Annotated in this window: 21 protein-coding genes and 1 riboswitch; of the genes, 10 read left to right on the forward strand and 11 right to left on the reverse strand. The window is 67.5% G+C overall.

Going from position 1 to position 19,156, the window contains the following annotated elements; all coding sequences use genetic code 11:
* Both CYU59_RS21380 and CYU59_RS21385 read right to left on the reverse strand, forming a co-directional pair.
* The gene (locus tag CYU59_RS21380; RefSeq protein WP_293002444.1) at positions 1-1,650 is read right to left on the reverse strand and encodes a DNA repair helicase XPB; all 1,650 of its coding nucleotides are present in this window, start codon (positions 1,648-1,650) and stop codon (positions 1-3) included.
* A 41-nt stretch (positions 1,651-1,691) separates the two neighbouring features.
* Complete coding sequence (locus CYU59_RS21385) at positions 1,692-3,938, reverse strand: helicase-associated domain-containing protein (protein WP_293002446.1); 2,247 nt, start codon at positions 3,936-3,938, stop codon at positions 1,692-1,694.
* Between the two features lie 86 nt (positions 3,939-4,024).
* Between CYU59_RS21385 and CYU59_RS21390 the strand changes: the two genes are divergently transcribed.
* Complete coding sequence (locus CYU59_RS21390; RefSeq protein WP_293002448.1) at positions 4,025-4,225, forward strand: hypothetical protein; 201 nt, start codon at positions 4,025-4,027, stop codon at positions 4,223-4,225.
* A gap of 29 nt (positions 4,226-4,254) precedes the next feature.
* On the opposite strand, the gene CYU59_RS21395 is transcribed toward CYU59_RS21390, so the two are convergent.
* The gene (locus CYU59_RS21395) at positions 4,255-5,130 is read right to left on the reverse strand and encodes a transglycosylase family protein (protein ID WP_293002450.1); all 876 of its coding nucleotides are present in this window, start codon (positions 5,128-5,130) and stop codon (positions 4,255-4,257) included.
* A 10-nt stretch (positions 5,131-5,140) separates the two neighbouring features.
* Positions 5,141-5,324: riboswitch (cyclic di-AMP (ydaO/yuaA leader) on the reverse strand.
* Positions 5,325-5,609: 285 nt separating this feature from the next.
* The gene (locus tag CYU59_RS21400) at positions 5,610-6,023 is read right to left on the reverse strand and encodes a YccF domain-containing protein (RefSeq protein WP_293002452.1); all 414 of its coding nucleotides are present in this window, start codon (positions 6,021-6,023) and stop codon (positions 5,610-5,612) included.
* Between the two features lie 154 nt (positions 6,024-6,177).
* Here CYU59_RS21400 and CYU59_RS21405 point away from each other — a divergent pair, with 154 nt between their 5' ends.
* The 3 genes from CYU59_RS21405 (at position 6,178) to CYU59_RS21415 (ending at position 7,933) form a co-directional block, all read left to right on the forward strand.
* Entirely contained in the window at positions 6,178-6,588 is a 411-nt protein-coding gene (locus CYU59_RS21405) for a cold-shock protein (RefSeq protein WP_293002454.1), read from the forward strand.
* 84 nt (positions 6,589-6,672) lie between these two features.
* Complete coding sequence (locus CYU59_RS21410; RefSeq protein ID WP_293002456.1) at positions 6,673-7,692, forward strand: glutathione S-transferase C-terminal domain-containing protein; 1,020 nt, start codon at positions 6,673-6,675, stop codon at positions 7,690-7,692.
* A gap of 76 nt (positions 7,693-7,768) precedes the next feature.
* Positions 7,769-7,933, forward strand: a complete 165-nt coding sequence (locus CYU59_RS21415; protein ID WP_293002458.1) for a hypothetical protein — start codon at positions 7,769-7,771, stop codon at positions 7,931-7,933.
* A 15-nt stretch (positions 7,934-7,948) separates the two neighbouring features.
* On the opposite strand, the gene CYU59_RS21420 is transcribed toward CYU59_RS21415, so the two are convergent.
* Both CYU59_RS21420 and CYU59_RS21425 read right to left on the reverse strand, forming a co-directional pair.
* Positions 7,949-8,440, reverse strand: coding sequence for a DUF2771 domain-containing protein (locus tag CYU59_RS21420; RefSeq protein ID WP_293002460.1), 492 nt, complete (start codon positions 8,438-8,440; stop codon positions 7,949-7,951).
* Positions 8,437-10,122: an MFS transporter gene (locus CYU59_RS21425; RefSeq protein ID WP_293002463.1), complete on the reverse strand. Its 1,686-nt coding sequence runs from the start codon at positions 10,120-10,122 to the stop codon at positions 8,437-8,439. The genes CYU59_RS21420 and CYU59_RS21425 overlap by 4 nt, the downstream gene beginning before the upstream one ends.
* A gap of 88 nt (positions 10,123-10,210) precedes the next feature.
* Between CYU59_RS21425 and CYU59_RS21430 the strand changes: the two genes are divergently transcribed.
* Positions 10,211-11,185, forward strand: a complete 975-nt coding sequence (locus tag CYU59_RS21430) for a DUF3027 domain-containing protein (RefSeq protein WP_293002465.1) — start codon at positions 10,211-10,213, stop codon at positions 11,183-11,185.
* Here CYU59_RS21430 and CYU59_RS21435 read toward each other — a convergent pair.
* Positions 11,182-11,637, reverse strand: a complete 456-nt coding sequence (locus CYU59_RS21435; protein WP_293002467.1) for an SRPBCC family protein — start codon at positions 11,635-11,637, stop codon at positions 11,182-11,184. The two genes, CYU59_RS21430 and CYU59_RS21435, sit on opposite strands and share 4 nt — an antisense overlap.
* Before the next feature lie 11 nt (positions 11,638-11,648).
* Positions 11,649-11,921, reverse strand: coding sequence for a DUF2530 domain-containing protein (locus tag CYU59_RS21440; protein WP_293002564.1), 273 nt, complete (start codon positions 11,919-11,921; stop codon positions 11,649-11,651).
* Between the two features lie 218 nt (positions 11,922-12,139).
* On the opposite strand from CYU59_RS21440, the gene CYU59_RS21445 reads away from it, so the two are divergent.
* The 3 genes from CYU59_RS21445 to CYU59_RS21455 all read left to right on the forward strand — a co-directional run bounded on the left by CYU59_RS21445 (position 12,140) and on the right by CYU59_RS21455 (position 13,697).
* Entirely contained in the window at positions 12,140-12,571 is a 432-nt protein-coding gene (locus CYU59_RS21445) for a MarR family transcriptional regulator (RefSeq protein ID WP_293002469.1), read from the forward strand.
* Positions 12,568-13,392 (forward strand): RNA methyltransferase, encoded by an 825-nt coding sequence (locus CYU59_RS21450; RefSeq protein WP_293002471.1) that lies wholly within the window; start codon positions 12,568-12,570, stop codon positions 13,390-13,392. The genes CYU59_RS21445 and CYU59_RS21450 overlap by 4 nt, the downstream gene beginning before the upstream one ends.
* 65 nt (positions 13,393-13,457) lie before the next feature.
* Complete coding sequence (locus CYU59_RS21455; RefSeq protein WP_293002566.1) at positions 13,458-13,697, forward strand: DUF2537 domain-containing protein; 240 nt, start codon at positions 13,458-13,460, stop codon at positions 13,695-13,697.
* A gap of 8 nt (positions 13,698-13,705) precedes the next feature.
* Here CYU59_RS21455 and sepH read toward each other — a convergent pair whose 3' ends face one another.
* Together sepH and serC are read right to left on the reverse strand one after the other, a co-directional pair.
* Complete coding sequence (sepH, locus tag CYU59_RS21460; protein ID WP_293002473.1) at positions 13,706-14,500, reverse strand: septation protein SepH; 795 nt, start codon at positions 14,498-14,500, stop codon at positions 13,706-13,708.
* Between the two features lie 123 nt (positions 14,501-14,623).
* Positions 14,624-15,742 carry a phosphoserine transaminase gene (gene serC / locus CYU59_RS21465; RefSeq protein ID WP_293002475.1) on the reverse strand — a complete coding sequence of 373 codons (1,119 nt, stop codon included), beginning with the start codon at positions 15,740-15,742 and terminating at the stop codon, positions 14,624-14,626.
* 198 nt (positions 15,743-15,940) lie between these two features.
* Between serC and CYU59_RS21470 the strand changes: the two genes are divergently transcribed.
* Together CYU59_RS21470 and CYU59_RS21475 are read left to right on the forward strand one after the other, a co-directional pair.
* Positions 15,941-16,984, forward strand: a complete 1,044-nt coding sequence (locus CYU59_RS21470) for a diiron oxygenase (protein ID WP_293002477.1) — start codon at positions 15,941-15,943, stop codon at positions 16,982-16,984.
* Between the two features lie 6 nt (positions 16,985-16,990).
* Entirely contained in the window at positions 16,991-18,682 is a 1,692-nt protein-coding gene (locus CYU59_RS21475) for an FAD-dependent oxidoreductase (protein ID WP_293002479.1), read from the forward strand.
* On the opposite strand, the gene CYU59_RS21480 is transcribed toward CYU59_RS21475, so the two are convergent.
* Positions 18,679-19,125, reverse strand: coding sequence for a VOC family protein (locus CYU59_RS21480; protein WP_293002568.1), 447 nt, complete (start codon positions 19,123-19,125; stop codon positions 18,679-18,681). The two genes, CYU59_RS21475 and CYU59_RS21480, sit on opposite strands and share 4 nt — an antisense overlap.
* Between the last annotated feature and the right edge of the window lie 31 nt (positions 19,126-19,156).

A 19,156-nucleotide genomic window follows, 5' to 3' on the forward strand; every position in this document is an offset into this window, starting at 1 on the left:
TCAGATAGCCGGCCCGAGCAGGTCGTCGGCGTCGCGGATCACGTAGCCGTAGCCCTGCTCGGCCAGAAAGCGCTGCCGGTGCGCGGCGTACTCCGCGTCCAGGCTGTCGCGGGCGACCACCGAGTAGAACACCGCGCCGCCACCGTCCGCCTTCGGGCGCAGCAGCCGGCCCAGCCGTTGCGCCTCCTCCTGCCGTGAGCCGAATGTGCCCGAAACCTGCACTGCGACTGAGGCTTCCGGTAAGTCGATGGAGAAGTTGGCCACTTTGGACACCACGAGCGTGGTCACCTCACCGCGGCGGAAGGCGTCGAACAGCGCCTCGCGTTCGGCATTCTTCGTCGAGCCCTGGATCACCGGGGCGTCCAGCAAGGTTCCGAGCTCGTCGAGTTGATCGAGGTAGGCGCCGATCACCAGGGTCGGTTCCTTGGGGTGACGGTCCAGAATCGACCTGACCACGGCGACCTTCGAATGTGCCGTCGAGCAGAGCTTGTAGCGTTCCTCGGGTTCGGCGGTGGCGTAGATCATCCGCTCGTTGTCGGTCATCGTGACCCGCACCTCGATGCACTCCGCCGGTGCGATCCAGCCCTGCGCCTCGATGTCCTTCCACGGCGCGTCGTAGCGCTTCGGCCCGATCAACGAGAACACGTCACCTTCGCGGCCGTCCTCGCGGATCAGCGTCGCGGTCAGCCCGAGCCGGCGCCGCGACTGCAGATCGGCGGTCATCCGGAACACCGGTGCGGGCAGCAGGTGCACCTCGTCGTAGACGATCAGCCCCCAGTCGCGGCTGTCGAACAACTCCAGGTGGCGGTACTCGCCCTTGGTACGGCGGGTGATCACCTGGTACGTCGCGATGGTGACCGGGCGAATCTCTTTGCGCTCGCCGGAATATTCGCCGATCTCTTCCTCGGTCAAGGATGTTCGCGCGATCAGCTCGCGCTTCCACTGCCGGCCCGCGACGGTGTTGGTGACCAGGATCAGCGTCGTCGCGCTGGCCTTGGCCATCGCTGCGGCCCCGACGAGCGTTTTGCCCGCCCCGCACGGCAGCACCACCACGCCCGAGCCGCCGGCCCAGAACGAGTCGGCTGCCATCTCCTGGTAGTCGCGCAGTTGCCAGCCGTCCTGCGACAGGCTGATCGGGTGTGCCTCGCCGTTGACGTAGCCGGCCAGATCCTCGGCGGGCCAGCCGATTTTGAGCAGCATCTGCTTGACCCGCCCACGTTCGCTGGGATGCACGACCACGGTGTCGTCATCAATGCGGGCGCCCAGCATCGGCGCGATCTTCTTGTGCCGCAGGACTTCTTCGAGTACTGCGCGGTCGAAGCTGACCAGCGTCAGGCCGTGTACCGGACTCTTCACCAGCTGCAGCCGGCCGTAGCGGGCCATCGTGTCGACGATGTCGACCAGCAGCGGCTGAGGTACCGCGTACCGGGAGAAGCTGACCAATGCGTCGACGACCTGCTCGGCGTCGTGGCCGGCGGCGCGGGCGTTCCACAGCGCCAGCGGGGTGATCCGGTAGGTGTGGACGTGTTCGGGTGCGCGCTCCAGTTCGGCGAACGGCGCGATGGCCGCCCGCGCCGCGCCGGCGAGCTCGTGGTCGACTTCCAGCAGCACTGTCTTGTCGGACTGCACGATCAACGGTCCGTCAGTCATGAAACTCCATGCTCCCCATTATCCGGATCGCGCCGACAAGGTCATTGCTCATCGGCCGGCATCACCGACGTGATGCGGTGAATGGCGAAGTCACGGGCGCTGCTGGACGCCGAATCGAACGCGACGAGCTGCCCCCCTCGCACCGCGATCGGCGACACCACCCGCTGGGTGGCGACACCGGCGGCGTCGACGTACTTGATCAGCACGGTGTCCCGGTCTCGGGCCGCCCGCTGCAGTAGCGACATCGCCACCGCCGGATCGATACGCAGGCTGTCGAACGGCGCGGTGGTGACTTTCCGCAACACCGCGACCACCGCGCTCAGCGTCTCGTTGCTGGGTTGGCCGCTGGAGCGCCGGGACCGATGGCGCTGGGGGGCGGGCACCCGTGCGCCGCGGGCCCTGATGTCGACGATGGTGCCGGTGGAGTCCTCGGCGGCCGGGGCGAAGCCGGCGTCCTGCAGGGCCGCGAGCACTTCGCCGATCGGCGCCTGCGAGATCGCCACGGTCGGCGCCAGCACGCGCAGGCCGAGGTGCTCGGCACCGGCAGCGGCCTGGGCGAGCAGCGCAGGGTCTTCACATCGCACGAACGACGCGGCCATACCGAGTCGCAGCTGACCATGCCGGCGGGCCACATCGTCGATCAGGTAGGTCAAACCCTGCGGCACCGGTGTTTTGGAATGCTTGGTGAACAAGGTGTGCAATTCGTCGGCTGTTTTCCCGATGTCAAGGGCATGCCGGATGGACGGCTCGCTGACGCGGTACACCATTGCGGTGCCGGCCGATTCGACGGTGGCCACCTTCGCAAGCTCGTCGGCCAAGTCACGTTCCAGCGGCCCGGGCACCACGACGGTCAAGTCGGCCTGCACCAGGAAGTAGTCGATCGGGGTGGGCAGCGCGCGTGCCATCGCGGCGATCGCGGCGTCGGCGGCGCCCTCGACGAACACTCGGCCGGGCGTGCTGATCGCGCCGCGACCCACCAAACCGAGTTTCTGTGCTTCATCCAGGAGGTCGGCGACCGGCGCCGGCTGCAACCGCCTGGCCCACCGCGGGCGTCGCCAGATCAGCGCCGCCGACGCGGTGTTCTTGTCGACGCCTGAACCTGGCGGCAGCCCGGTCAGCATCTCCAGCAGCAGACGGCGGTCCAATGGTGCAGCCGTCGAGTAGAGCGAATCGGAAAGCGCAGCATAGGGTTTGGCATCTGGTCCGCGACTCCCGATCAGCGCCGGCCGGGCCGCCAGATCGAGCCAGGTGGAGGCCAACAGATGCCAGCGCTCGGCGGTGGTGGCCTCGCTGAACCGATCGGCGGCCACCGTCGGGGCCCAGTAGGGCGGATCGCCGACGGCCGGTTGCGGATCCGGCAGTCCGCTGGCGATCAGTCCGGCGGCGGCGGCGAGTTCGAGGATCAGTCCCAGCCGACTCTCGTCGACCCCGGTGATCTTGGCCAGCCGTCGCACTTCCCGGACGCCGAGCCCGCCACTGCGTAGCTCGGAAATAGGTGTGGCGCTGAGGGTTTCGATCAGAACATCGACTTCGCGGAGCAAATCGATGATGGCACCGGCGGCCGCGGCGTCGGCGTCGGCCGGGGTGGTGGTGGTCACCACCGGATCGGGGGCCGCGAGGCGGGCCGGTCCGGCTTCCTCGCCGCGCATCACCTGTCCGACGTGCCGTGGCAGGATCACCGTGTCGGCATCGATGCGCCGCAGCAGACCTATCGAAATCAACTGTGGCACAGGGCGATCGCCGGGAGCGCCGGGAGCCGCGTCGCGAGTGCGCCCCAGTGGGGAGCCTTCCAGCAGCCGGTCGAGCACCTCACGCTGCGAATCGTCGAGGCCGTCGATCAGCTCGGCGATCCGCTCAGGACTCTGCGAGGCGTCCTCCAGCGTCACCTGCCCGACATACCAGGGCAGCCCGCCGCCCGCGTCGGACGCCACCCGGATCTCGTTGTCGCCCCAGGCGAGCGCGCGTTCCTTCAGGCCCTCGAGCGCGTCGAGAACCTCGGCCTCCGGGGCGCGGTCGCCGATGAGCGTCAGCAATTTGGCAACCGGCACCGGGGCGGTGTCCGCCTGGAGTACGAGCAGCGCATCGATGACGGCCAGACGCAGGAAGTCCAGCTCGTCGGTGGCGGCCTTGAGTGACTGGCGTGCCTGGGCGCGGGCCGCCAGCGCGGCGATGCTGCCGGGAGGTGGCTGGGCGAGGTCCGGCCGCAGCTCCAGCAGACGGATCAATCGCTCGTCGGGCAGCTCGGCCAGCCAAGACCCCAGCGGGATGCCCGAGGTGTGTTCGGTCATTGCTGACCAGCGTAAAGCAGTCGCGCCGGTGGGCCTTCCCGGCCGACGGAGGGTAATGCGGGCACCGCCGCGCCCGACCTGTCAGAATGGAGCACGTGGCTGAAAAGAAGGCGCAGAAGACTCGTTACGTAGACAACGGCTGGCCGACGACCAACCCGGAGGATCATGCCGTGAGTGAACTGGCGTCCGACCGGGTCGGAGCGCTGTCGCCGTTCGGCGACGTGGTCTTCCCGTTGCCCGCGGACGATCTGCCTTACGTCCATCCGGTCACCGACGTCAACCGTTAGGCGGTTCGCCCGGCGGGACGACGTCGTGGCTAGGCCAGCGACTGCAGCGCCGGGTTACCGCTCACGTTCTGCGACTGGATCGAGTTGAGCAGGTTCGTCAGGTAGCTCGGCTCCTGCGGCTCGACCTTCCACGAACTCACCGCATTCGCCTGGTGCACTTCCTGCGGGCCGTCGACGGGTGCCTCAGCGGCGACCGGCTGGACCTGGACCGGCTCTGCCGGAGGCGCGGGTTCAGGCGCAGGCGCAGGATCGGCCGGTGCCGGTGCCTCGGGAGCAGGTGCTTCAGGCGCAGGTGCTTCGGGAGCAGGTGCCTCGGGTGCGGGTGCTTCGGGTGCGGGCGCGGTTACCGCGACGGCCTGCACCGGCTCGGCTGGCGGCGGGGGCGGGAGCTCGGCCGGCGGGGGCGGAAGTTCGGCTGCCGGCGGGGGCGGGAGCTCGGCAGGCGGCGGCGGCAGCTCTGCCGGCGGAGGCGGAAGTTCGAACACGGGCGGCGGGGCGTCCGGCGCGGGCGCGTCGGCAAGGACGTTGCGCGGGCTGGCGGCGGAAAGCCCCCGGCCGCAGACCGGCCAGGCGCCCTTGCCCTGGGTGGCCAGCACCCGCTCGGCGACCGCGATCTGCTGATCGCGACTGGCCTGGTTGGCCGACGACGCGAACTCGCTGCCGCCGTGTGAGGCCCACGTGCCTTGCGAGAACTGCAACCCGCCGTGGTAGCCGTTGCCGGTGTTGATCGCCCAGTTGCCACCGGACTCGCAGGAGGCGACGCGGTCCCATTCGCTGTCGGGGGCCGCGGCCGCGTTGGCGGCGAGTGCTAGTGGTACTGCGCCGCTGCCGATCACTGCGCCGGTGAAGGCAAGTTTCGCGACGCCGACAGTGGACGTGGTGGGTTTACGATGACGGCCGCTCATAGCCCTAAGGAATTCCTCTCGTACGCGCCTACGAGGTCAGCTGTCGGGTTCGGGCGGAAGAGGTCGCCCGGCCGTCGAGTTTCCGTGAAGGAAACGCTCCGGCTTCACCCCAAGGAGCCGCTAGCGGCCCCAGGTTCGATTTCGGCGGACCATTGGGTCCCCCGCCTCCATCCACGGATTGGCGTTACTCACCTATTGGATGGAGCTCGGCGCTATAGGTGAGAAGGCCTACCGCGCAGGGAAACTCGGTGGGCCCGCGCACGACGCTAGCGGTTGTTAGCAGTGGAGTCATTTTCTGGATGACGTCGCGTTTCGCGTGTCGCGAGCGCGGAAAACGCCAGGAACGTCAGCCGTTTGTGCAGGTTGAGAGCTTCGCAATCGGGCCGTTGCCGGGCTGTGACCAAACCGTTATGTGACTCATTTCACAGGCCGTTACTGGATTAATCCCAGGTCACGCGGTGGCGATTTCGCCGACAATTTCAGCCCCGCACGGTCGGGGAAGCGGCCCATTGCGCTGGATTGTGGACCGGCACGATCTCTTTGCCCAGTGGAACCAGCGACACGGGGATCAATTTCAGGTTGGCCAGCGCCAGCGGGATGCCGACAATCGTCAGGGCCATCGCCACGGCGCTCATCAGGTGGCCGATCGCCAGCCAGATTCCACACACCAGAATCCAAATGACGTTGCCGACCACGGCGCCCGTCCGGATGCCGGACTTTTCGACGATCGTCCGCCCGAACGGCCACAGCGCGTAGGACGCGATCCGCAGCGAGGCGAAGCCGAACGGGATGGTCACGATCAGCGCGAAACAGATCAGCGCTGCGAGCAGATATCCAAGAGCCAGCCACAGGCCACCGAAAACCAGCCAGATGACGTTGAGAATCAGGCGCATCGTCCCCTCCAGAGCTGACTCCAGAGTAGGCGAGAAACTCTGGTGCTCAGCCGACGGCGTTCCGAGTAGGATCGGTCGTCATCGCGTCCTGCGCAGGCGGGGCGCTTCGTTGTGTAGGCCTCGTGAGCGATTCGTTAGACAGCAGGTGAGACCGGTGCCGACTGGCAAGGTGAAGTGGTACGACGCGGAGAAGGGATTCGGCTTCCTATCCCAAGAGGAAGGCGAGGACGTCTACGTCCGCTCCTCGGCGTTACCCGCGGGCGTGGAAGGGCTCAAGGCTGGGCAGAAGGTCGAGTTCGGCCTGGCGTCCGGACGCCGCGGTCCACAGGCGCTCAGCCTGAAACTGATCGACCCGCCGCCAACGCTCAGCAGCCGTCCCCGCCGGGAAAGCCCGGCCGAGCACAAGCACAGCCCCGACGAGTTACACGGCATGGTCGAGGACATGATCACGCTGCTGGAAGGCACTGTGCAGCCCGAACTGCGCAAGGGTCGCTACCCCGACCGCAAGATCGCGCGCAAGGTGTCCGAGGTAGTCAAGGCGGTTGCGCGCGAGCTGGACGCCTGAGCCTCGCGCGGTTATCGCGTGCGGTGGCGGGGAACACTACGGCCGACGCTCCGCATGGAGTCGTTGTTCCGGTAGCGACACCTGATGGAGGTCGACATCGCTTCCTACCTCGCCGAGAACGGCGAATTCGCCCGTGACACCGAATACATCGACACCCGGATCACCGCTGACGGTCGCGACGGTTATCCCGTGGAACCGGGCCGCTATCGGCTGATCGTGGCGAGGGCTTGTCCGTGGGCCAACCGCGCAATCATCGTCCGGCGGCTGCTTGGCCTGGAAGATGTTCTCTCCATTGGGTTTTGCGGTCCGACGCATGATGAGCGCAGCTGGACGTTCGACCTCGACCCCGACGGCGTCGACCCGGTGCTGAAGATCCCGCGCCTGCAGGACGCCTACTTTGCCCGCTTCCCGGACTACCCCAAGGGCATCACAGTGCCCGCGATCGTCGACGTTTCCAGCGGAGCGGTCGTCACCAACGACTTCCCGCAGATGACGCTGGACCTGTCGACCGAATGGGCCGCCCATCACCGCGACGGCGCCCCGCAGTTGTATCCCGAACCGCTGCGCGCCGAGATCGACGAGGTGAGCAAGCGGATCTACACCGAGATCAACAACGGCGTCTACCGCTGCGGTTTCGCCGGCTCGCAGCAGGCTTACGAGGCCGCGTACGACCGGCTGTTCACCGCTGTCGACTGGGTGAGCGATCGGTTGGAGACGCAGCGGTACCTGGTCGGCGAGACGATCACCGAAGCCGACGTGCGGCTGTTCACGACGCTGGCCCGCTTCGACGCGGTCTACCACGGGCATTTCAAGTGCAACCGAAGCAAGCTCGCCGAGCTGCCCGTGTTGTGGGCGTACGCGCGAGACCTGTTCCAAACGCCGGGTTTTGGCGACACCACCGACTTCGTCCAGATCAAGCAGCACTATTACGTGGTGCACAAGGACATCAACCCGAGCGGGATTGTGCCGAAGGGTCCGGAGCTGGCCAACTGGCTGACGCCGCACGGCCGGGAGTCGTTGGGCGGCAAGCCTTTCGGTGACGGTACGCCGCCCGGTCCGACCCGTGACGGCGAGCAGGTGCCGGCCGGCCACGGCGCGGGCTGACCTCGCCGGTTTCGAATGGTGCGATCCAGGACATCCTGCTCACACGCACGTGCCGCAGCCGACAGGAAGATCCCGCGTGAACCAGCCCAGCAGCAATCCTGATCCCGAGCCCGAGGACGCCCGGGAGGTGACCGCGGAGCAACGCGACGTTCAAGACAAACTGGACCATCAAGGCGGTGACCCGGACGCGCCGGGTCAACAACAATCCCGGCACAACACCGCGGGCGAGAGCACCCGGTAAGTCACCGCGCGCGCGTCAGCTCCACACCGTCCGGACCGACCATTCCGCGTGCGGCACGCCCTGGACCTCCCCGTTCGGGTCGACGTAGGCCGTCATCAACTGCACGGCAATACCGGTCAGCCGCCCGTTGTGGGAGTCGACGGTCGGGATGGTGACGGCTAATCGGCTGCCCGGCCGGTAGAACGTCGTCGCGGGAACTGCCGAGTCCTCATACACCGTCAGCAGCCACCACGGCGCCTCGCCGATCGACTTTGGTACTGAAAGTTGCACGGGGGCACGTGAATTCACCTGGAGTTGGCCCTGCGTCCCAGGGTTCTGGCAGTCGGTGAGGTCGAGCACGTTGCAGTAGCGGTAGGGCCCGACCCGCGTCGAGTGTCCGCCTGAGTACGCGCTGATCTCGGGACGCACCGGCCCGCGGTGATACGCCAGCGTCCACGCGCCGACTCCGGCTGCGGTCGCCAAGATCGCCACGATCGCAAGCAGCGCATACTTTTTCGCTGATCTCACGATCGCGGCACCGACGCGGCCTGACGCTCGCGATGGCCGCCCTCCTGCTCGACCATCACCGGGCGGTTGCCGCCCAGTCCGGGGATCAGCGAGTCGCCGTGGAAGCTGACTACCGTCTGCGCCAGGCTGAGAATCAACACCGACGTCACGACACTGAAGCCGACCCACAGGTCGGTGTAGAGCAGCACGCCCATCGCGCCGCCGAGCACCCAGGCGAGTTGCAGCGTGGACTCCGAGCGTCCGAACGCCGACGCTCGCGACTCCTCCGGCAGATCGTCCTGTAGCGACGCGTCGAGCGCAGCCTTCGCGATCGCGCTCGACCCCGACGTCACCAGCGTGGCTATCACGACCATCAGCTGCGTGCCGGCCACCGCCGCGGCCAGTGCGACAACCGTCACGGCCAGGGCGCAGCGCAGCACCAGCACCGCGGGCCGACCCAGTCGCAGCCGGGCACTGGCGAAGTTTCCGGCGAAGTTGCCGATGCCGGCGGCCGCGCCGATCATGCCGAGCATGGCCAGCTGCCGCCAGCCGTTGGCGTGGTGCGCCTTGGCGACGAATGCCGGATACAAGAACAGGAACCCGACCATCACCTTGATCGTGCAGTTACCCCACAGTGAGGTGATGATGTTGCGGCCCAACGGTTGTCGAAGCGCTCCGCTGGCGCGGCGGACCTCATCGGGCCAGCTGCGGCTTGGCGTGTCCTGGCGGTAGCTCAAGGTTGCGGGCACCTCGCCGGCGGTGACTTCGACCCACCGCGGGATGCGCATCGACAGCGCGGCCCCGCTAACCGTCACCGCGATGACGACAAACAGCGCGCCCGGTAGCTGGAGCAGTCGGTCGCAGCCGTACTCGATGCCGCCGGCGATACCGCCGCCGACGATCGTGCCGCCGAGCAGGCCGAACATGGTCAACCGCGAATTCACCCGGACCAGATCGATCGTGGGCGGCATCACCCGCGGCGTGACCGCGCTGCGCAGCACGCTGAACGACTTCGAGAAAACCATCATCATCAACGCGCAGGGATACAGCACCCAGGATTTATAGCCGCCGGTGGCGGCGTCGTAGTTGGTGATCAGGACCACCGCCAACACCGTGCGAAGCGCGAACGACGCGGCGAGCGCGACCCGGCGACCGTGCTGCAGCCGGTCCAGCGCCGGCCCGATCAGCGGGGCGATCACGGCAAACGGCGCGATGGTGATGAGCAGGTACAGCGCCACCCTGTCCTTGCTCTCGCCGGTGGCCGCGGCGAAGAACAACGTGTTGGCCAGCGCAACCGCCATCGCCGCGTCGGTGGCGAAGTTGGCCACCACCGGCCAGGTCAACGCCGTCAGCCCGGATTTGTCGGCACCGTCGGCGGTGGCGGCCCGCTGCACCAGGTCATACATCCGCGATCCCATTTCGCGGCTGCGCTGGGCGGCGGCCCTGGTGACGGTGACCCGCTCACCGGACGAGCCGGCTCGCGGCGGCTCGGTGCGGCGTTGGGAATTGCTGTCGCGGTTCAGCGGCGGCAGATAGCGATTGGAGCTGGGCATCGGCGGCGACCGGTGGGCACGGCGCTGGTCCGGCTCCTCGGCCGGATAGTTGGCCATGCCGGGATGCTCGTCGGTCGGCCCGGTTCGACCACGTCTGCCGGGTGCCGAGCTGCGGCCGGCATCCCGGTTGTCACCCCGCCGTCCAGCCATACCTCGATTCTCACCCATCCCGGCTGCGCTGGTGTGCAGGCGACCGGTGTGGCCATACCTCGCATATGTGCGGCAGAATCGAAGGCCCATGGAAACAACCGACGATGTGACCAGATCGAGCACGACGGAGTGGTCGCCTGAATTGGCGACCGTTCTGACCGGCGCGGCCGATCTGGCCCGCGCGGCCGTGGTCGAGAGCAGCGGTGTCGACACCGTGGGGGAGTACCTGGGCGTCGGCTACGAGGACCCGACCAGCGCGACGCACCGTTTCCTGGCCCACCTTCCCGGTTACCAGGGTTGGCAGTGGGCGGTCGTGGTCGCCAGTTACCCGGGGGCCGACCACGCGACCGTCAGCGAGGTGGTGCTGGTCCCCGGGCCGGAGTCACTGCTGGCGCCGGAGTGGCTGCCCTGGGATCAGCGTGTCCGGGCCGGCGACCTGAGTCCGGGCGATCTGCTTGCGCCGGCATTGGACGACCCACGACTGGTGCCCGGTTACCTGTCGTCCGGTGACCCGCAGGTCGACGAGACTGCGGCTGAGATCGGGCTGGGGCGCCGTCAGGTGATGAGCGCCTGGGGGCGTGCTGAGGCCGCAGAACGGTGGCACGACGGCGATCACGGACCCCGCGCCCAAATGGCGCAGTCCACCAAGCGGGTCTGCCGCGACTGCGGGTTCTTCCTGCCGCTGGCGGGTTCACTCGGTGCGATGTTCGGAGTCTGCGGCAACGAACTGTCGGCCGACGGTCATGTGGTCGACTTCGAATACGGTTGCGGCGCGCATTCCGACACTCCCGCTCCGGCAGGCGGCGGCTCGCCGATGTACGACCCGTTCGACGACGGCGTGCTCGACGTCAGCGAAAAGCCGGCCGAGCCTCCCGCCGAGGAGACGGCGGAAGTTTCCGACGAGGCAGTGGAAGCGCCCGAGGCGGCTGTCGAACCACCAGCTGAGGTGCCGGCCACCGAGCCCGCTGAGACGATCGCTGAGCCGGCGGCGGCCACGCCTGTCGAGGAACCCGCCCAGGAATCGGCGCAGGAACCCGGCGACGGATCGACGGAGCCCAGTTAGGCGTTCTCGGCAGCGGCCTTGATTCTGGCCAGCGAGACGTTCATTCCCTCGACGAGTTCGCGCTCGAAGCTGTCGGTTCCGCCCATCAACGCATTGACCGCCACGCTGGAGATCGGCTTGACGCCGTTCTCGGCGTGCCGGCTCTCGATCACCCGGGTGCCGTCCGCGAGCGGCTGCAGCTCGTAGCTCCAGATGGTGTTGTTCAAATTGACCCGGAATGCCAGCTTTTGCTCCGGGACCAACTCGACGATGGTGGAGGTGGTCGGCCAGACCAGCAGTTTGCGGCGGTTGAGGTTGAGGGTGCGGGTGCCGGGGCGGACCTGCCCCAACGGCCGCATCAAGCGGCACTGCGAACTCCACTGCGGCATCCGACGAAAGTCACTGATCAACGCCCACACGGTCGGCAGGGGTGCGTTGATGTCGATCTGGGCTTGCAGTAGCGGCGCCGCCATATCCCGAACCCCTAACCCCTGGGCTCGGTGGTGAGCCCGGTCTGAGCGCCGCGCGCGCCCCGGCGGGCAGCCGCGCGCTGCCACAGGAAAATCGATGTGCCCAGGACGCCGACGACGAGTCCGGCCAGCGTCAGCGGTCGCCAAGCGGTCAGGGCGGGTACGACGAACGCCGCCACCGCTGCGACCAGCCACAGCAGGGCGCCGACCGCGATGACCGGCTGCGGATCCAGCAACACAGCAGGTAGCGGTGGCGGCTCAACGATCTTGCCGGGCTCGTCGGACATCGTGATCAAGATAGCTTGACGACGATGCCGGCCGCGAGCGGCCGGAGGAGAAGTCGAGCCGTGGGGTGAGCTTGACGACGATGCCGGCCGCGAGCGGCCGGAGGAGAAGTCGAGCCGTGGGGTGAGCTTGACGACGATGCCGGCCGCGAGCGGCATGTCTGTCCTCGTCTCGGTGATTCGATGTTGACGTTTCGGCGTTCTGTCGTAACCTTCGCGCTGTGATCGATGGCGATAGCCGGTTGGCCAGCGACCTGTCGCTCGCGGTGATGCGGCTGTCTCGGCAGCTGCGGTTTCGCCGCCCGCAGTCCCCGGTGTCGCTGTCACAACTGTCCGCACTGGCGACCTTGGCGAACTTCGGCCCGATGACGCCGGGAGCGCTGGCGATCAGGGAGCGGGTCCGCCCGCCGTCGATGACGCGAGTGATCGCTTCGCTGGCCGAACTGGGCTTCGTCGACCGTGTCGCACACCCCGACGACGGCCGCCAGGTGCTGGTGTCGGTGTCCGAAGCCGGCGCTGATTTGATGGAGGCCGAGCGTCGGGCCAGTCAAGAATGGCTGACGCAGCGGCTGGAAACCCTCGGCGTTCCCGAACGTGACACGCTGCGGGTGGCGGCCGACCTGATGCTCGCTTTGGTCGACGAAAGCCCTTGAGCGCGAACGACAGTGTGATCGTCTGCGACATCGACGATCCCGACGATCCGCGGCTGGACAACTTCCGCGACCTGAACAGCATCGACCGGCGTCCGGATCTGCCCAGCGGCAAAGGCTTGGTGATCGCCGAGGGTGTGTTGGTCGTGCAGCGGATGCTGGCCTCGCCGTTCACCCCGCTGGCGTTACTCGGCACCGACCGCAGACTGGCCGAACTGAGCGCCGATCTGGCCGGCAATTCCGCTCCCTACTACCGGGTTTCGGCCGAAGTGATGGCCGAGGCGGTCGGCTTTCACCTGAACCGCGGCGTGCTCGCCGCCGCGCGTCGCGCACCCGACCGTTCCGTCGCCGAGGTGGTGGACGGCGCCAGGACTGTCGCGGTGCTCGAGGGAGTCAACGACCATGAAAACCTGGGCTCCATCTTCCGCAACGCGGCCGGGCTGAACGTCGACGCCGTGGTCTTCGGCAGCGGCTGCGCCGATCCGTTGTACCGGCGTGCGGTGCGGGTGTCGATGGGTCACGCTCTACTAGTGCCGTTCGCCCGGGCAGCAGACTGGCCGTCGGAGCTGAAGACGTTGCAGCAGAGAGGTTTTCGACTGCTGGCGATGACACCCGCTGCCGATTCCAAGGCGTTGCCGGAGGCGATGGCGGCGGTGCACGGCGAGCGGGTCGCGATCCTGGTCGGCGCCGAGGGTCCGGGGTTGAGCTACGCCGCCATGAAGGCCAGTGATCTGCGTGTCCGGATCCCGATGTCCCGCGGAACCGATTCGCTCAATGTCGCCACGGCCGCGGCGCTGGCGTTCTACGAGCGGGCTCGCGTGTGATGTCCTGACTTTCCCGGTCGCGCTAGAGTTCAAGCGTGACGACCCACGAATCCACGCCCTGGGCAATGGGTTTGACCGTCGCCGGATTCGTCGCCGCGGCCACCTCGGTCGCTGTCGTGGTGCTGAGCCTAGGCTTGATCCGGGTCCATCCGCTGCTGGCAGTCGGGCTGAATGTCGTTGCGGCCGGCGGCCTTGCGCCCACGCTGTGGGGCTGGCGGCGAACACCGGTGGTTCGCTGGCTGGTTCTCGGCGCTGGCGTCGGTGTGGCGATCGCCTGGTTGGCCTTGGTCGCGATGGCCCTCTGACGCAGCGGTCAGCGCTGGCCGCTGGAGCGAACCCCCAGCAGCACGTCTTCCCATGCCGGCACCGCCGGCTTGGCTTTGCCGCGGCGGGCGCGCGGCTGCTCGACCACCGGCTCGGGCTCGGGGGCTTCGGTGACCACCGGCGCGGGAGCCGGGGTCGGCTCGGCGTCGTCGAAGTCGAGCTGGGCCAGCGGAGCAACCGGACGCAGTATCGGACGGTCGAAGTTCGGGTCGATCAGCTCACTGGCGGCGTCGTCCACCGCGGTCACGGTCCCGCCGTGCGCCCCCGGGCAGAACCGGAAATGGGCGAGGTTGTCCGAGCGGCCGGCCTTCCAGCCCAGCTGCACGGTCCAGCGACCGTCTTCGTTGCGCCACGCATCCCAGGAGGTGCTGTCGGGGTTCAGGCCGCGCGCGACCAGCGACGTGGTCACCGTCTCCAGCAGCGTGAGCACCGCGGGGCCGTCGGCGAGAACGGGGTGTGCGGCGGTTGCCAGCTCGGCGGCGCGGGCACGCTCCAACAGCACCGGGTGGGCGAACCGCTCGACCCGAGAGATCTCCACCCCGGCGGACTCGGCGAGCTGCTCGACCGACGCACCCGCGCGGATGCGGGCCTGAATGTCCTTGGGACGCAACATGCTGCTCGTTTCGATCTCGATGTGGGTCTGATTCACCCGGGCTTCGTCGCCGCGGACCGCTGCACGCAATCGGTCGTCGACGCGGACCCTGAATTTGTCGGCGGGGTTGTCACCCTCGCAGATGAGGTGTTTGCCGTCGACGTCGAGTCCGACGATCTTGAGTTCCCGCATGGTGTCTCCTCGCAGGTTCCTCGCAGACCAACGCATGAGGTCCGCTCACGCGCACTGTAACTCAGCCGGCGATCCAAGCCCGGGTGGACACGCGGTGACACCTGGGCTTTTTCCATATGAACGCTAGAGACGCTCGACCACCCAGTCGATGCACTCGGTGAGCGCACTGACGTCATCGGGCTCGACCGCCGGGAACATCGCGACGCGCAACTGGTTGCGGCCGAGTTTGCGGTACGGCTCCACATCGACGATGCCGTTGGCGCGCAAGGTCGCCGCGACGGCCCCTGCGTCTACGGAGTCATTGAAGTCGATGGTGCCGACCACCTGGGACCGCAGCTTCGGGTCCGCGACGAACGGTGTGGTGAACGCGCGGTCCTGCGCCCAGCTGTACAGCCGCCCCGACGAGTCGGCGGTCCGCTTGACCGCCCAGTCCAGCCCGCCGTTGCCGTTCAGCCAGTCGACCTGCTCGGCCAGCAGCACCAGCGTTGCGATGGCCGGGGTGTTGTAGGTCTGGTTCTTGAGGCTGTTGTCCACCGCGATCGGCAGCGACAGGAAGTCGGGCACCCACCGGTTGGACGCCGCGATCGACTCGATCCGGCTCAGCGCGGCCGGGCTCAGGATCGCCAGCCACAGGCCGCCGTCAGCGGCGAAGTTCTTCTGCGGGGCGAAGTAGTAGGCGTCGGTGTCGGCGATGTCGACCGGCAGTCCGCCGGCGCCGGAGGTGGCATCGATGACGACCAGCGCGTCACCGGCGTCGCGCGGGCGGGCGATGGGGACCGCTACACCCGTCGAGGTCTCGTTGTGCGCCCAGGCGATCACGTCGACCGACGGGTCGCCCTGCGGGTCCGGGGCGCTGCCGGGGTCGGCCTTGATGATGATCGGGTCGCCGACGAAGGGGTTCTTGGCGACCGAGGACGCGAACTTCGAGCTGAACTCGCCGTAGCTGAGGTGCAGTGAACGCTTGTCGATCAGGCCGAATGCCGCGGCATCCCAGAAAGCGGTCGCGCCGCCGTTGCCGAGCACTACCTCGTAGCCGTCGGGCACCGAGAAGAAATCGCGCAGCCCGGTGCGCACCCGGCCGACCAGATCTTTGACCGGGGCTTGCCGGTGCGAGGTGCCGAAAAGTGGAGCGGCGCTGGTGGTAAGGGCTTGCAGCTGTTCGGGCCGCACCTTCGACGGGCCGGATCCGAAGCGTCCATCGCCGGGTTTGATGTTGTCGGGGATCGTGAGCTGGTCAGCCATGGTCACCAGGTTAGTGACCTGGCTGTGGCGGGCATTCAGGCGGTCGCCCGTCGACTTCGGATGTGATCGGGGTCACAGTACACAAATGTTCACGGCTGCAGCACAAAGGGCATTTCGGGTCTAGTAAGTTCCCGATACCTTGGGTACTGTGCTGGACATAGCACGTCCAAATGTAAACCTCATTGAGGAGGCCTCAGGATGGCTCAGACAACAACGGCGCAGAAGCAGCCGCGGACCAAATTCATGCGACGCTGGCGTCGCAACATGGACGTCCAGGACGACATCAAGTACGTGGAGATGCTGAACATCCTGTCCGAGGGCTCGGTGCGGCGCAACTTCAACCCGTACACCGACATCGAATGGGATTCGCCGGAGTTCGCGGTCATCCCCGACGACCCGCGCTGGATTCTGCCCAAGACCGATCCGCTGGGTAAGCACTCCTGGTACCAGTCCCAGTCGCAGGACCGTCAAATCGCCATCGGCATGTGGCGCCAGGCCAACGTGGCCAAGGTCGGCCTGCACTTCGAATCGATCCTGATCCGCGGCCTGATGGAGTACGCGTTCTGGGTGCCCAACGGCTCACCGGAATACCGGTACTGCCTGCACGAGGCGGTCGAAGAGTGCAACCACACCATGATGTTCCAGGAGATGGTGAACCACATCGGCGTCGACGTTCCCGGGATGCCGCGCCTGCTCAAGTGGATCCAGCCCGCGATCCCCCTGGTTGCCGGCCCGTTGCCGATCCCGTTCTGGTTCGGGATCCTCGCTGGCGAGGAACCGATCGACCACACCCAGAAGAACGTGCTGCGTGAGGGCAAGGAACTGCACCCGATCATGGAGCGGGTGATGGCGATCCACGTGGCCGAGGAGGCCCGCCACATCTCGTTCGCCCACGAGTACCTGCGCAAGCGGGTGCCGGACTTGCCCCGTCGCAAGCGTTTCTGGCTCTCCTTGTTCGTGCCGCTGACCATGCGGATCCTGTGTTCGGCGATTGTGGTGCCGCCCAAGGCTTTCTGGCAGGAGTTCGACATCCCGCGCGAAGTCCGCAAAGAGGTGTTCTTCAACTCGCCGGAGTCGCGTCAGATGCTGCGCGACATGTTCGGTGACGTGCGGATGCTGTGCAAGGACACGGGCTTGATGAACCCGCTGTCCAAGCTGATCTGGCGGATCTGCAAGATCGACGGCAAGCCGTCGCGCTACCGCAGCGAGCCGCAGCGTCAGCACCTCACGGTCGCCGCCTAGGAACTCATGCCGCACGTAATCACCCAGTCGTGTTGCAGCGACGGGTCCTGTGTTTACGCCTGCCCGGTGAACTGTATCCACCCGTCGCCGGACGAACCGGAGTTCGCTTCCGCGGAGATGCTGTACATCGATCCCGTGGCGTGTGTCGACTGCGGCGCGTGTGTCAGTGCGTGCCCCGTGGGCGCCATCGCTCCCAACTCACGGCTGTCCACTGAGCAGTTGCCGTTCGTCGAACTCAACGCCAGTTTCTACGAGGAGTTCCACGCGTCGCGGCCTGCGGACCAGAAACTGCCGCCGACATCGAAACTGGCACCGGTAATTCCGGCGCCGGAGGTCCACGGGAAGCACAGTGGCCCGTTGACGGTGGCGATCGTGGGATCGGGTCCGGCCGCGATGTATGCCGCCGACGAACTGCTCACCCAGCAGGGCGTACGGGTCAACGTGTTCGAAAAGCTGCCCACCCCTTACGGATTGGTGCGGGCCGGGGTAGCACCGGATCATCAGACCACCAAGCGGGTCACCCAGCTGTTCGACCGGATCGCCCGCCGCCGGGAATTCCGGTTCTTTCTCAATGTCGAGGTCGGCAACCAGCTGAGCCACGACGACGTGCTGGCCCATCATCACGCCGTCATCTACGCCGTCGGTGCGCCCAACGACCGCCGGCTGGACATCGAGGGGATGGACCTGCCCGGCACCGGAACCGCGACCGAGTTCGTGGCCTGGATCAACGGGCACCCTGATTTCGTCGATCTGCCAGTCGATCTGAGCCACGAGCGGGTCATCGTCGTCGGCAACGGTAACGTCGCGCTCGACGTGGCCCGCGTGCTGACCGCCGACCCGGACGAGCTGGCCCACACCGACATCTCCGATCACGCACTGGCCGCCCTGCGCGAGTCGCGAGTGCGCGAGGTCGTGGTTGCCGCCCGCCGCGGACCCGAGCACTCGGCGTTCACCCTGCCGGAGCTGATCGGGCTGACCACCACCGCGGAAGTCGTTGTGGCCGAAGGCGACCGCGATGCGGTGCTGCGCGACCTGGCCACCGTCACCGACACCGTGACCAAGCAGAAACTGAAAATCCTGAGCGGGCTCGAGTCGTCGTCGACACCGGCGACGCGGCCACGAATCCGGTTCGCCTACAACCTGACGCCGAAGCGGGTGATCCGCGACCAGCGCGCTGCCGGCCTGGAGTTCGGAGTCACCGGCACCGATGAATCGACCACCATCGACGCCGGGCTGGTGCTGACTTCGATCGGCTACCACGGCAAGGCGATCAAAGATCTTCCGTTCGACGACGAGAAGGGCGTGGTGCCCAACGACGGTGGCCGCGTCACGCACGCCGACGGCGCCTATGTGGCGGGGTGGATCAAGCGTGGGCCGACCGGCTTCATCGGAACCAACAAATCGTGTGCGGCGCAGACCGTGCAGCGACTGGTGGACGACTACAACGCCGGGCTGTTGCGCGACCCGATCGGCAAACCGGCCGCGCTGGACCGCCTGGTCCGCGAGCGCCAGCCCGATGTCGTCGACGCCAACGGCTGGCGGGCCATCGACGCCGCCGAGGTGGCACGGGGCGAACTCGCCGACCGGCCGCGCGCCAAGTTCACCGCGATCGCCGACATGCTCGACGTGGCGGCGGCCGCACCGGCGCCGTCGCTGCGGCACCGGGTGGCCGACCGGTTGCGCGAATTCGCCGGCTAGCCGTTCATCGCCGCGGCCAGCTCCTCATGGCTGACCTCTTTGACCGGCTGGCCGAGCGACCAGTGGTGACCGAACGGATCGGCGACCATGCCGTAGCGGTCACCCCAGAACTGCTCCTCCAATGGAACGAGCTCGGTGGCGCCGGCGTCCAGCGCCCGACGGAACCAGGCGTCGACGTCGGGCACAGTCAGGTGAATCGTCACCGGAGTGCCACCCAGCGACGGAGGGGTCATCGACTTGCCGCCGGACATCTCGGGGAAGTCGTCGTTGAGCATGACCATGAAGCCGTTGATGCGGACTGAGGCGTGCACCAGCTTGCCGTCGGGTCGGGGCAGCCGCACGAGCTCGACCGCGTCGAAGGCTTTGACGTAGAAGTCGATCGCCGCGGCGGCGTCGTCGACGGTCAGGTGTGGGGACAGAGCGGGTTGGACGGCGATCGCCATCGGGTTCTCCTCGGTGTCGGTGCGTGGCCCG

This window comes from Mycobacterium sp. (assembly GCF_002863225.1).
GTDB lineage: Bacteria > Actinomycetota > Actinomycetes > Mycobacteriales > Mycobacteriaceae > Mycobacterium.